This is a genomic window from Peribacillus sp. NPDC055009, from assembly GCF_053608705.1.
This window is the reverse complement of sequence record NZ_JBSGVZ010000038.1, coordinates 1-12,151: the sequence shown is the minus strand read 5'-3', so window position 1 is coordinate 12,151 and position 12,151 is coordinate 1. Positions and strand designations below refer to the sequence as shown.

Sequence of the window (12,151 nt, the reverse complement as noted above, 5' to 3'; positions counted from 1 at the left end):
ATTATATATATATATATGTTATTCAACCAAAAGCCACGTAGTTCTACAAAAAAATCAACAATATCCTTTAATAAAAAATCAAGATTACCTAACGGCAATAAAAAAACTAATCATCGGGTATAGCAATCGATATTCCTAGTTCAGCATTTCGTTTAGTTCGTTCAGTCCACGTTACAACTCTTCGTCGCTGATTGGCTTGGCTTTGCTATTTGAGCGTACCCCGCATCTATCCGACATCACAAAACTTCTTTCTAGATAGTGTCTAACTCGTCACGTAATTTCCGCCTCCGAATTGTTATTTTACGCCTTCACATTGTAAAGCAAAGAGGCCTCGTAGGTTGATACACGCGAATACAAAAAAAAGGAGAGCTCAAGGCTCCCCCGTTCTTTTTATTCCGATATTCCCCTTTTTGCTCGGGCTCTTTTCTACTTTTCTGCGAGCCTCTAAAACTCCTGCATTCCGTTATCTTGCTGAACTGCTGCGCCTATAAGAGTGAGCCTCTCCTCCGGATTATAGATGAAGGTCGATGCTTGGATTGAAATCTCACGAAGTGCGGTCGCAACTGGTTGTGAGATGCCTGAGGAATTAAGTAGTCGATCCGCCGTTTCTAGGATGTTCGCCGCTTCCTTGCTTCCCTCCGGCATTGCCTGTCTAGATGCTGCGTTGTAAAGGTGTCCCAGTTCTTTTCTTATCGCAGGACGATCGGCAGGGTTCGACATACCGATCACGTAGTCGGAGAGAATGAGAATCTTGCCTTTTATCTCATTCGCTAAGGTAGGTTCATCCGCAAGGGATAAAAGCTCTTGTAGTGCGTCGGAAGCTCGCTTCGGTGTCACAGCGAATTTAACGGCTGCCTCTAGCTTTTCGACTTTTTGGTCGAAGAGAGCTTTTTTATGCGAGTCTACGGGCTCAAGTCCACTAACGAGTAGTTGCTCCGCAGCTTGTTTTATTGCGAGTGCCGTTTTCTTCGTATCTGCATGTAGATCACGGCTTAACTCAAGGGCCTTTCTTTCATAGACTGATTGTAGCTTTCCTATTTGATTTCGTTTACCCTCGTCGCTTAAGTCTCTAGAACGGTTTATAGTTGCTTTTTTCTCACGAAAGGGTTCTATTATCTGTTCACGGAAATAGCGAGTCGTAGCATGCTGCTCTCCGTTGATGTATTCGATAAGATCTTTCATATCTTGAATCTTCATTAATGGTTTCCTCCTAGTTTTTAATAAGTTTTTTGTTGTTCCTTATGATGGCTCTGAGCAGCATTACGTCCGTCTTAAAATTCGGAGTAACTGAGAAGTGCTCAAAAAAGATTTTTGCAAAGCCTTGCGGGATAAGTCTCTCCCCACGCTCGTAACGCAGAATCGATGTTGGTGAAAATCCAGTTTTCTCAGCGACCTGCTTAAGCGTTGCGCCATGTAAATTACGGAATAGCCGTAACTCGTCGTGTGTTATATGCATTAATAGCCTCCTTTTTAACGGAAATTTTAGTACCAATATACGAAAAAATAATTCCATATTCCTTTAGGAGATCCCGCAGAGTAAATATAAATAGCCTAAGGAAGTAATTATTCTGTACTCTGCGGAGACAGGAGAAGAAAAGCAGGAGGAGAAAGGGTAAATACCCTCTCTCTTATATAGCGGTCTAGAGCCCTTTTATTGTACTCTGCCAGAAATATTTTTACCGGAAGCACTCTGACGACTTCAATTCGAAGTACTTCTTCGCACGGAAGATCGACAAGACGTCGGTCCTTATATAATAGAAGAAACTCATCGATATTTAATAGACGGCTCGACGATTCTACATGAGATACGCATTATAGAAGAGTCGGCGGAGGACATATCATCTTTTTTCCTCGTTGGTAAAGCCCTCCTCCCTTTTTTGTTATCTTTCTTTGTTGATGAGTTCCTCATGTTGCTTAAATAACTCCCTTACACTACGCGTGTATACATCTTTATCGAGTATCTTACGGTAAATAAGATCCGGATTGATGAGATACCTTCTTGATCCGTTTGCTTGCGTAATGAGTACTGCTCCCTTTTTATTAAGCCCGCTCATAAGTTTTCCCACGGTTTTTCTGTCGTGCCCTATATGGGACGCGAGCGTTTCTCGCGACATATGTCTGATTATCTGCGCATCTTTTTCCGTATAATTCTCACATAGATAGTATGTAGCGAAATGAAAATACGGTATTACTTTCCAAAGTAAACCTGCTTCTTGAATAGAAAGCTCTTCCACAAGGTTTCGAGACTTTACAATAAAGAGCTTCGTATAGTCCTTCGTTTTGATTCCACCTCCAAACTGAAAGAAGCGAGGGTTGATAAAGAACGCATTTGATTTTCCATCTCTTGCCCTACCGACGAGGTCGAACGATTCAAGACGTTTAAGAATGTCCTTAGTCGCAGTTAGTCCCTTTCCGAAAATTTTCGAGAGATCTTTTACCGTCAGCGATTTGCCCTTGTCTATAAGCCTCCCATTCTCATTCCATCGAAGATAACCGAGTAGTCGCATGGCTGCCCCCGCCTCGATAAGAGTTATTTCATGATTAATTTTTCTGAGCTCTTGCGGAAAGCATGCGATAAAATTACGCCCCCCTTTTGATCTATATTCTCTGATAGCATTTTTCTTCGCTCCGTAAAGCAGTTGTTGCTTGGTTTTGGGACGAATTTCTTGGAGTAATTCTTTCGTTTCCAAATCTATGAGACCTACTCTTCTTCTTTCCATTGGCGTTCTCTCCTTTCGTGATAAAGGCTCTTGCCCTCTTATCCATTAGCGAAAGTAATACCTTATTTGCGACATGTAACCACAAAAAAAGAGCCCCTTTCGAAGGCTCTTCGTTCATTAATTCAATTCCATTCTTTGGGCTTCGCCCAGCTACGGGCTTTCACCCTTGCAATCACTAAGTAATTATCATTTTTTCTCGCATTCTCTTACAATAACGTGATATAGATATATCCTTGATGCGATAACAGGAGAATTTATTCGACTGTAATGTTTGTTTTTATTTTCTAAGAAAAAAGAATACTCAGCGCACCAAAAACCTCTCAAACCCTTATGGCTCTAAGTCCTAGACCTCTTTTCAACTGGTCGGAATTGACCCCATAAAAAGCTGTTATTGGTCGGGATTGACCCTACAATTTACAATCAAAACTCTTTTTCAGAAAAAAAAGGATTATTTACTTGTTTCATTCACAAAAATGACATAACCTAGGAGATTAATTTTAAAGAAAAGATTTAATTTTCTGTTTTTATTTGTATACTTATTCGAAAGATAATTACTAGGAGGGACATTAGTGTGAAGAAGATAGGCGGAGTACAAAAAGAGTATATGATAAGATTTGCGGAAATGGATGGGGTGGATATAAACATAGCTGCCGATATTTTTGGATTAAGACCCCGAACACTAAGGGACTGGGTAAGCAAGGCGGAAAAAAGTCAAATTCAAGATACACCATCTGAACAACCTAGCGATATACCATTAGAACTAAGAATTAGCACTTTAGAAAGAAAGTTTAATAATTTCAAAAGGATTTCAAAGATCAGAAGGTGATAACAACAAAATTTATTTAATTGTCCGGATGAGTGACTCGACCCACTCTCCCTTTTTTTCACACTACCTCATCAACAAATCTACCATACGACTTCTTTTCAATATCACCCTCGACTTATAGATATATGCGACACCCTGAGATATTTTTTTACTAGCGAAAATTTCACGAGCTGCTGCTTCGTGGTGGGATCGTTTTACCCCCCGAGTAAAAAAAATGATTGCGCTAAATATATACAGTAGTAACGGTTTTTTTTTGGGCCCCGGCTCTGGGGAAAATGATTTCCGGAGCTTTCGGCCCGCCCTTCCGTGCATTTTCATGCGAGATTTGTGCATACAATACGTAACACAACAGCGAAGAGTTACATTTCTTATATTTCATGAATCCTTTAGTATCAATGATTAATCGTATTGATTCATTCGATTGTTTGTTCATTACATTTATACACTCATTAAATCCGCATTATTACGTTGTCCATTCGTTGCATTCGATGAATAGATTCATGTATAAAAGAACGCTGTTTGATCTCGTTAGTTCGAGAAAGAACAATCCTCTAGAGATCCTCTCTGTTCCGCTGACAAAGTGAAGTTTGACCAATACGAAAGATAGTCGTAACCCTGTGTCTTACTATAAGACCATATACACTATGCGGTGGATATATAAACCTATGTATATCCGAAGAGGTAAAGCTCCTTACTTTGCTTAGAGACTTACACCGAATATCTATTACCCGTATACGCACTAGAGGCATGCCACAAGGTCTATCGCCCCTTATTACCCTGTATAACCCTATAATGACGGTATGTTAGGCCATAAAAAAAGAGCCGCATCTCTGTGCCGCCCTATAAATCTAACGCCTGTACTACTCTATCCTTTTCATCCTGTGTAATCCCGATGTAACGCAATGTCACGGACGAGCTCGAGTGATTAAGCATGTCTTGAAGTAAAACGATGTCCGTTCCGTTCTGGTAAGCATGATATGCGAAGGTTTTCCGAAGACTGTGAGAGCCGATGTTTTTTTCTCCGAGTTGCTCCGCAGCTTCTTGAATAATCCTCCATGCTGACTTTCGGTTTATTGGCTGTGAATTGCCGTCCTTATCTCGTTTACGACTCTGGAAAAGATAGTCGTCGGGATTTCCTTTGTAGTTATCTTTTATGTAATCAGTTAACGCTTTCTGAACTCCCTTTGTCATTGAGACTTTACTATTTTTCTTCGTTTTGGTTTCCCTCAGCTTAAAATGCGGGAAGAGTTTCCCGTTTGAATCCATCACGTCGCTATATCGCATAGAGAGTAAATCTGATACACGATAAGCCGTGTTGATACCGATAGTAAATAGCAAGTGATCCCTCGGGCTTCCTGCGAGTAGTTTTTTCATTGCTGCGATTTTATTTCGGTCACGAATCGGCTCTACAAATTCCAATTAAAAAATCCTCCGTCCAATCTGTAATGAGACTCAATATAACCTCATTATAAGTTATGTCCCATTCAAAAACAAGATTCTTTCTATAATATACTACTGAATCGCCTTGAGCCCTTGTCGGAGTAAGGACGATTGGCATTTTTCGAATGAGACTTAATTACATTGTGTCCCATTTGAAGTAAAAATAAAAAAAGACGAGGAAAAAATCCCCGATCTTCTTTACTAGCTTATTATTTAATTAATAAGGAGATTCACTACGGCGAATAACAGCAAGAATTTCATCTGAAACTAAACCACTAAGGCTATCCACCGACTTTCTTTGCAAAGTCTGTGCCAAAGCGTAGTAACCTGCATATGTTTGCGCAATGTCTGTTGACTCAAAACCCATGCCCACTAATTGCTTATGCATTTGAGTAAGTTCCATTGCGACATCTAAACTATTTCGTTGAATAGGAGTTGGAGAAACTTTTACATCTGTCAAAATAATCCCTCCCTTCTAATTAATCTAGTATAAATATACCATATATTACTAATATTATGACAATATATTCTATTAAAAGAAAAACCCTATGAGTTTGAGAAGCCCTCTTGGTCTGAACTCTTAAGTAGGTTACAAACTGCCGAATACCTTCGAAATGTAGTCGAATGTTAACTTTTCTTAACATTGATATATACTTATTCGATGACGCTATGCCTTGAGCCGCAAGGGTTTTCAACATATACAGAAAACTCATGTCGTTATACTGCGAAAGTTACACGAATTTATTCGACATCCCTTTTTCGTAGCTTTGTTTTATAACAACTAATAGATTCCCTCGTAGAAGCACGATAGAGCTCTTTTGCCCCCTTCGAATACTAATACCTTCGCATCAATAAACGAATAGCTAGAATCGCCTGTATTTCCTAAAACATTACCGTATATGTAACAAGTCCGACCTTCTAAACGCTAACTTTTCCGAGAGCAAAAGAAAAGTGCTCAAGATAGCGAAAGGAGGTCGAAATAATGTCCGAATACTGGCAATTAGAAACACGCAGCTTCGCTTTTTATACCGAAAACCCAAAGATAATGCAAAGTATTAAGCGTTCATACTCGGATCGTATCCGTATAACGGCCGAGTACTTTATAGACGGGAAACTACGCGGAAAGCAATATCGATTCGGTAATGCAGAGCTAAGAAGGATCCGGGGATACATCGCATCTGAACGAGAATAAACTAAAGATCTGCGGAACTTGGACGGGTATCCGTTCTTTTTCTTTTTTTTAGTTTTACATTTACTTATTCAAGCCCATTAAATAACTATTTGGTAAAATACATCCATATTAATTTACAAATATTTGATTTTATAGGTAAAAATCACTAAACAATCATGGTATAATTTCAAATAAATGTTTATTTAGCGACGAAACAGTTATCGATATAATCTAATATGAACGACGATTTCCCCATTGTTACTTGTGGTGGTAAGGCTAAAGCTGCGGAACAAGAGAAGACTGATATTAATAATTATTAAATAAAGATAAAACGGATTAAGCGTTAATGAGGAGGAAGATTTTTGAAAATAAGAAACCCTGCTACTAGGGAAAAAGATTATGTTAAGGGTAAGTATAGAAAAAAATTCGGTAGGAATCTCATAAATTTTTATTCTCATATTAAAAACGTTGAAAATGATAACAATCGCGATTTCTTGGAATCAATGAGTTCAATGAATCCTGATCTTAGTAAACCGGAAATTATTGAAAATTTCAACCTAGATTCTATTATATTTAGCGATATTATATTTGTGGAGGATTTTGAAAAACTTAGAAAGGGTCTACATAAGCTTTATAAACAAAATAGTAATAATTTTAGTCCCTATAATAATCCATCTAATATCGATACATTTTTCAATCAATTAAATTCTGAACTTGATTACGGAAGCTGGTGTCCTCTATTTGATATTAATATTAAAGATAAAAAGATGTCTGAAATATGTAAAAAAATAAAAATCAGTATCTCTTCAACTACCTATTCGTTTGTCACTATATACTTTAGAGTAGTTCCATCAGAAAAATTTCAAGATGAATTAAATAATATGATAAATAGCGATGCAGATAAAAGATACCATCGCTTAATGATCCCGCGGTATATAAAAGATTATTTTAATATTAAAAAATGGATTTATACTACCTATAATAAGGGGACTCATAAGACATTAGTTATCGAAGATTTATTTCTTGAGTTAAAGTGGAGAATTACCAGATATCTATTAAAAGAACTTCCACTTTTCTTTGCTAAGTTAGGTTCTGTTAACCCATCGATTGAAGTGTATAAAATGACTAAAAGTCAAGATTATCTAAAGAGAAGAGATATACAATTTGCATCTATCGGGGTAGATAATTACAAGATAAATGAAATCAATTTCGATGGAGATGTTGAAACTTACTTTACCCATCCAGGGAATGCGTCCAAAGATATGACTCTAAAATTATTATTTAATAGAGTAAATTACGATATAAATAAAGGCATTGGTTTTGATACTTCCGTTAGATTAATTATGGAAGATTTATCAAAAGGCTTACTACAGTTACTTTCTCTAAATAATCTAACTGAAATATTAGAAAAAAGAACACTGAAACATAAAAACATATACGATAAAATAAACTCCAAAAGAATAACTAAGTACTCGAAGTTTTCTAAGTTAACAAAATTAAGAATTAAAATGGAAAAAGACTACTTGTATGTAAACCGTATCAAAAGGGATATGAATGATAATTTATATAAATACTTTATTAAAGATTATAATTCAATATTCTTTAAGTCATATAATGAATGGGGGAGTAAAAAAAATATTCCTGAAAGGATAACATCTTCAGTTAAAGAAAGGTTTGCTAATTTAACGAGTTTGTTTGAAAATGTAAAACATGAATTAGATAATCAAACTGCTTTTTTAAATACAATTATTGATTATAAACGACAAAGAGTAATGTTAACATTAACTATATTCTCGTTATTAATTGCACTCATTGCATTATTTGTTTCAGTTATATCAATATGATTATTTTCACTAAAGGATACTGAATGGTTGATTTATATCGTCGTTTGGTGTCCTCTTTTAACTAGAAAAATACTCTGTATAGTAATAGTGCCTTTTAGCTAACTTTTAGTGATTTTCATAAAAATTCAAATTAGGGGCTGGTATCGCAGATCGACGTAACCAACAAAGGTGGTTCACGGGGGATCATTTAATACCCTTCTTTTAAAAAAATCAACAGCATTATATAAAAGAGCCTAAACTTTAATAGACATGGACGCATAAGAATTAGCGAAAAAATCTTCATCCCTGTTACTACCTTTGCCTGCGACTGTTGTTCTTATTCCCCAATTAAAAAAGTCTTCGTTATCTTCTTCGTTGTAGGTAGAATATAAGTCCCCCATAGCTTGGTCGTACTCTTCGTTTGCCTTTATTTCGTCTTCTTCATCGATTGCTAGATTAAGATTATAAGTTAGAAATGCATGAATACCTTTTTTGAATGCGAATAGACCGCGATTAGCCTGTCGTTGGAAATACACTAAAGTTTCTAGCGCTTTCAATACGGACATTTTCGCTTTAGCAAATAATAGATTACGTTTCTTTAAAGTCTTTTCGATTGTTTTTTGAATTTGGATTTTTTCTAGTATTTCGTATCCGGTTAGTAGTATATCGATGTCCTTATCGAAAGGAGAAATATATTCGATATTTGTTATTTGCTTACCGACGGTGTCTTGTACTTTGTATTTAATATCTTTTATTTCCGAAGGAGAAGCTTGATTAAAAGAATCTTGATTCGGAGCCAAAATAGGAGCCTCTAACGCTTGGGGCTTCAGGGCTTTCGGCATCTTAACGCTGTGCAAAGACGCCGTGCAAGACGCTGTGCAATCTTCATTTTCGGAAGGTGCTTCGATAACCTCATTCGATGGATGCGTTCGTAAATTTGATAAGGGAGAAAACACGTAAACTAGATACGCATATCCACCGTAACGCTTGTCCTTTTTACCGAGCTGCTTAAGTGTTGTAATTCCGAAAGTGTCGGCAGAAACCTTTAGGAAGTTACCGACGGATCGTAGGGATACGCCTGCCTTCTCCGCTAGTGTCTCACGCTTCATGAACGGGACTCCGAATGTACTAGGGGCGCTATCAAATAAAGCCTTTAATATCGCCTTGAAAGACGGCTTTTGGTCGAGTAGCTCTGCGTATGTATATGTAAGATTCCGGTAGTGTTCGTTGAATGATTCGAGCGAATCAAATTGAGATAGTGATCTGTAATAAGCGATGTTGCCAGCGTGTTCTGCTTCGATTGTTATTTCGTTTGTAGACATGGACATAGTTACTATTCTTATTTTCGACATGATTCTAGATCCCTTTCGTAAAAGAGACGCAGCCCGCGATTATAGTATCCGAAATAGGCATAACTGAATAAGCCTTGTAAAAGGCAATTTTTTTCAGTAAACTATATGTAATCAATATCAGTGCGGGGCGTACGGTTGTTACCAGCAACCGGCGCTCTTTTTTTATTTTTATAGTAGATACTTTAAAGGTGAAAATTCTTTGTGCTTTTCTTTAACATCATCACTATATAAATTGACGTATATTCTAACCATTTCCATAGAGGTATGCCCTAGTATTTGCTGCAGTTCAAAGATGCCAGCACCTTGTTTAACAGCCATCTTCGCAAAGGTATGACGAAACGTATGACAAGAGCACCGTACATTTTTGATCTTGGACTTTTCCCCATAATAAGAAATTCTGTTTTGTAATTGGCGTTTAGAAAGCGCAGTATTGTCCATGGTCACAAGCAGAGCATCCGTTTCACACTTACCACGGATAGAAAGATACTTCTTTAGCTGAGCCCTCATCTTCGATTGAAAAGGCACTAATCTCTCACGATGCCCCTTAGTATTGCGTATAAGGATCATCGAGTCTTCCCACCGTATATCATCCGTTTCTATACCAATCAATTCCGATGCCCTGACGCCTGTTTCGAGTAACAGCAGCATTATTGTATAATCTCGTACGCCAGTAAAAGTCCTTAAGTCTGTAGATTTAAGTAGCTTATGTATTTGTTCGCGAGTAAACGTTTCTATAACCGTCCGCCGGTCTTTAAGTAGCTGAATGTTAGCGAAGGGATTCTTCGAGATATAGCTGTGCTTATACGCGAAATTAAAGAACGCTCTTATCGCCCTAAGCCTTGTATTAATCGAAACAATCTTTAACTCCAGAACATCCTTCGAGTAGATAATAAATTGATTAATATGATCCGGTTTAATCTTCGCCGGCGTTGTGTCGAGTTCTAGCTTTTCTAAGGCCTTCCTAAACGACATTAATTCGTTAGAGTAATAGGTTAATGTATGAGGACGCAAATTACGCAGATTTCCGTCTTGAAGGAATAGCATGAAGAGTTCGTCAAAGTTGAAACTATCGTGGATTACTTCGGATTGGATAACTTTCATTTCGCGTTGATTAAGCTGATTATTACGACGTGCCATAAATATCGCCTCATTCCGATTAGTTAGCGATACTACGCACACGATTGACTGCGTACGATAATTTACGTCGAGTCGTGTAATTTACGCAAATAAAAAACGTTCCCTACCGAAGTAGAGAACGCTGACGTCACCGCATTTAAGGCGACTTCTTTTGATACCGGTGGCCGGGGTCGAACCGGCACTCCAGAGGAACACGATTTTGAGTCGTGCGCGTCTGCCAATTCCGCCACACCGGCATGTTTGTTGGAGGCGGCAACCGGAATCGAACCGGTGGTAAAGGTTTTGCAGACCTCTGCCTTACCGCTTGGCTATGCCGCCAACGTTTTTGGAGCGAAAGACGGGATTCGAACCCGCGACCCCAACCTTGGCAAGGTTGTATTCTACCACTGAACTACTTTCGCATATGGCTGGGCTAGAAGGGATCGAACCTTCGCATGACGGAATCAAAATCCGTTGCCTTACCGCTTGGCTATAGCCCATTAACGTTGTAATCATTATATCATATTTTATTAAATGGGGCGACTGATGGGAATCGAACCCACGAATGCCTGAACCACAATCAGGTGCGTTAACCACTTCGCCACAATCGCCATTATAGGATTTAAATTGGCAGGGGTAGTAGGACTCGAACCCACACTGGAGGTTTTGGAGACCTCTGTTCTACCTTTAAACTATACCCCTGTAATAAAGATGGTGGAGGGGGGCAGATTCGAACTGCCGAACCCTAAGGAGCGGATTTACAGTCCGCCGCGTTTAGCCACTTCGCTACCCCTCCGCATATGGATGAAACATGGTGCCGGCAAGAGGACTTGAACCCCCAACCTACTGATTACAAGTCAGTTGCTCTACCAGTTGAGCTACACCGGCACTACTATGGTGGCTCAGGACGGAATCGAACCGCCGACACAAGGATTTTCAGTCCTTTGCTCTACCGACTGAGCTACTGAGCCAAACAATAAAAATGGCGGTCCCGACGGGAATCGAACCCGCGATCTCCTGCGTGACAGGCAGGCATGTTAACCGCTACACCACGGGACCATAGATTGCGGGGACAGGATTTGAACCTGCGACCTTCGGGTTATGAGCCCGACGAGCTACCGGACTGCTCCACCCCGCGACGGTAATAATGTTGCTTTTTATGCATCAAGTTTTCGTGTTAAGCGTTTCAATGGGCTGAAATGATCAATCCTTTATGCAGAAACAACTTGATGTTATTGAAAAATGGTGGAGGATGACGGGATCGAACCGCCGACCCTCTGCTTGTAAGGCAGATGCTCTCCCAGCTGAGCTAATCCTCCAATATGTTGTCTAAATGGTGACCCGTACGGGATTCGAACCCGTGTTACCGCCGTGAAAGGGCGGTGTCTTAACCGCTTGACCAACGGGCCAGGTATAAATGGCGGAGAGCAAGGGATTTGAACCCTTGAGACAGGGTTACCCGTCTACACGATTTCCAATCGTGCTCCTTCGGCCACTCGGACAGCTCTCCAATAATGGCTCCGCAGGTAGGACTCGAACCTACGACCGTTCGGTTAACAGCCGAATGCTCTACCACTGAGCTACTGCGGAACAATATAAGCTTGGCGACGTCCTACTCTCACAGGGGGAAACCCCCAACTACCATCGGCGCTGAAGAGCTTAACTGCCGTGTTCGGAATGGGAACGGGTGTGACCTCTTCGCT

The 12,151-nt window shown here is 39.3% G+C and carries 10 protein-coding genes, 15 tRNA genes and 1 rRNA gene; 3 read left to right on the top strand and 23 right to left on the bottom strand.

The features are described 5' to 3' along the window. Positions 1–444 precede the first annotated feature (444 nt). The 3 genes from ACWF5P_RS26930 to ACWF5P_RS26920 all read right to left on the bottom strand — a co-directional run bounded on the left by ACWF5P_RS26930 (position 445) and on the right by ACWF5P_RS26920 (position 2,720). Positions 445–1,197: a hypothetical protein gene (locus tag ACWF5P_RS26930; protein WP_452445532.1), complete on the bottom strand. Its 753-nt coding sequence runs from the start codon at positions 1,195–1,197 to the stop codon at positions 445–447. Between the two features lie 13 nt (positions 1,198–1,210). Next, positions 1,211–1,456 carry a helix-turn-helix domain-containing protein gene (locus ACWF5P_RS26925; protein WP_452445531.1) on the bottom strand — a complete coding sequence of 82 codons (246 nt, stop codon included), beginning with the start codon at positions 1,454–1,456 and terminating at the stop codon, positions 1,211–1,213. Positions 1,457–1,880: 424 nt separating this feature from the next. After that, entirely contained in the window at positions 1,881–2,720 is an 840-nt protein-coding gene (locus ACWF5P_RS26920) for a hypothetical protein (RefSeq protein WP_452445530.1), read from the bottom strand. Between the two features lie 571 nt (positions 2,721–3,291). Between ACWF5P_RS26920 and ACWF5P_RS26915 the strand changes: the two genes are divergently transcribed. Next, positions 3,292–3,546, top strand: a complete 255-nt coding sequence (locus ACWF5P_RS26915) for a hypothetical protein (protein ID WP_452445529.1) — start codon at positions 3,292–3,294, stop codon at positions 3,544–3,546. A gap of 840 nt (positions 3,547–4,386) precedes the next feature. Here ACWF5P_RS26915 and ACWF5P_RS26910 read toward each other — a convergent pair. Both ACWF5P_RS26910 and ACWF5P_RS26905 read right to left on the bottom strand, forming a co-directional pair. Continuing rightward, positions 4,387–4,965 (bottom strand): site-specific integrase, encoded by a 579-nt coding sequence (locus tag ACWF5P_RS26910; RefSeq protein WP_452445528.1) that lies wholly within the window; start codon positions 4,963–4,965, stop codon positions 4,387–4,389. A 238-nt stretch (positions 4,966–5,203) separates the two neighbouring features. Further along, the gene (locus ACWF5P_RS26905; RefSeq protein ID WP_452445527.1) at positions 5,204–5,446 is read right to left on the bottom strand and encodes a hypothetical protein; all 243 of its coding nucleotides are present in this window, start codon (positions 5,444–5,446) and stop codon (positions 5,204–5,206) included. Positions 5,447–5,968: 522 nt separating this feature from the next. On the opposite strand from ACWF5P_RS26905, the gene ACWF5P_RS26900 reads away from it, so the two are divergent. Both ACWF5P_RS26900 and ACWF5P_RS26895 read left to right on the top strand, forming a co-directional pair. Next, positions 5,969–6,178 carry a hypothetical protein gene (locus ACWF5P_RS26900; RefSeq protein ID WP_452445526.1) on the top strand — a complete coding sequence of 70 codons (210 nt, stop codon included), beginning with the start codon at positions 5,969–5,971 and terminating at the stop codon, positions 6,176–6,178. A gap of 341 nt (positions 6,179–6,519) precedes the next feature. Further along, the gene (locus tag ACWF5P_RS26895) at positions 6,520–8,001 is read left to right on the top strand and encodes a hypothetical protein (RefSeq protein WP_452445525.1); all 1,482 of its coding nucleotides are present in this window, start codon (positions 6,520–6,522) and stop codon (positions 7,999–8,001) included. Positions 8,002–8,234: 233 nt separating this feature from the next. Here the strand turns inward: ACWF5P_RS26895 and ACWF5P_RS26890 are convergent, their stop codons facing one another. The 18 genes from ACWF5P_RS26890 to rrf all read right to left on the bottom strand — a co-directional run. Then, positions 8,235–9,089, bottom strand: a complete 855-nt coding sequence (locus ACWF5P_RS26890) for a hypothetical protein (RefSeq protein ID WP_452445524.1) — start codon at positions 9,087–9,089, stop codon at positions 8,235–8,237. Between the two features lie 411 nt (positions 9,090–9,500). Next, on the bottom strand, positions 9,501–10,469 hold the full coding sequence (locus ACWF5P_RS26885; protein ID WP_452445523.1) for a tyrosine-type recombinase/integrase: 969 nt from the start codon (positions 10,467–10,469) through the stop codon (positions 9,501–9,503). Positions 10,470–10,624: 155 nt separating this feature from the next. Then, positions 10,625–10,705, bottom strand: a tRNA-Leu gene (locus ACWF5P_RS26880). An 8-nt stretch (positions 10,706–10,713) separates the two neighbouring features. Beyond that, positions 10,714–10,787: transfer RNA gene (locus tag ACWF5P_RS26875), tRNA-Cys, on the bottom strand. 8 nt (positions 10,788–10,795) lie between these two features. Beyond that, positions 10,796–10,870, bottom strand: a tRNA-Gly gene (locus tag ACWF5P_RS26870). Positions 10,871–10,873: 3 nt separating this feature from the next. Further along, positions 10,874–10,948 (bottom strand) — tRNA-Gln (locus ACWF5P_RS26865). Positions 10,949–10,983: 35 nt separating this feature from the next. After that, positions 10,984–11,059: transfer RNA gene (locus ACWF5P_RS26860), tRNA-His, on the bottom strand. Positions 11,060–11,076: 17 nt separating this feature from the next. Next, positions 11,077–11,150, bottom strand: a tRNA-Trp gene (locus tag ACWF5P_RS26855). 10 nt (positions 11,151–11,160) lie between these two features. Beyond that, a tRNA-Tyr gene (locus ACWF5P_RS26850) sits at positions 11,161–11,244 on the bottom strand. Positions 11,245–11,260: 16 nt separating this feature from the next. Then, a tRNA-Thr gene (locus ACWF5P_RS26845) sits at positions 11,261–11,336 on the bottom strand. A 7-nt stretch (positions 11,337–11,343) separates the two neighbouring features. Next, positions 11,344–11,419: transfer RNA gene (locus ACWF5P_RS26840), tRNA-Phe, on the bottom strand. A gap of 12 nt (positions 11,420–11,431) precedes the next feature. Then, a tRNA-Asp gene (locus tag ACWF5P_RS26835) sits at positions 11,432–11,507 on the bottom strand. A gap of 5 nt (positions 11,508–11,512) precedes the next feature. Continuing rightward, a tRNA-Met gene (locus tag ACWF5P_RS26830) sits at positions 11,513–11,586 on the bottom strand. 105 nt (positions 11,587–11,691) lie between these two features. Next, positions 11,692–11,767 (bottom strand) — tRNA-Val (locus ACWF5P_RS26825). Positions 11,768–11,782: 15 nt separating this feature from the next. Further along, a tRNA-Glu gene (locus ACWF5P_RS26820) sits at positions 11,783–11,857 on the bottom strand. A 9-nt stretch (positions 11,858–11,866) separates the two neighbouring features. Then, positions 11,867–11,958: transfer RNA gene (locus ACWF5P_RS26815), tRNA-Ser, on the bottom strand. Between the two features lie 5 nt (positions 11,959–11,963). Then, positions 11,964–12,038: transfer RNA gene (locus ACWF5P_RS26810), tRNA-Asn, on the bottom strand. Positions 12,039–12,047: 9 nt separating this feature from the next. Beyond that, positions 12,048–12,151 (bottom strand): 5S ribosomal RNA (gene rrf, locus ACWF5P_RS26805); the annotation flags it as partial.

Bases quoted from the DNA above. Each gene is read 5' to 3' on its own strand.
- ACWF5P_RS26930 (WP_452445532.1), bottom strand. From the start codon at position 1,197: ATGAAGATTCAAGATATGAAAGATCTTATCGAATACATCAACGGAGAG.
- ACWF5P_RS26925 (WP_452445531.1), bottom strand. From the start codon at position 1,456: ATGCATATAACACACGACGAGTTACGGCTATTCCGTAATTTACATGGC.
- ACWF5P_RS26920 (WP_452445530.1), bottom strand. From the start codon at position 2,720: ATGGAAAGAAGAAGAGTAGGTCTCATAGATTTGGAAACGAAAGAATTA.
- ACWF5P_RS26900 (WP_452445526.1), top strand. From the start codon at position 5,969: ATGTCCGAATACTGGCAATTAGAAACACGCAGCTTCGCTTTTTATACC.
- ACWF5P_RS26890 (WP_452445524.1), bottom strand. From the start codon at position 9,089: ATGAAGCGTGAGACACTAGCGGAGAAGGCAGGCGTATCCCTACGATCC.
- ACWF5P_RS26885 (WP_452445523.1), bottom strand. From the start codon at position 10,469: ATGGCACGTCGTAATAATCAGCTTAATCAACGCGAAATGAAAGTTATC.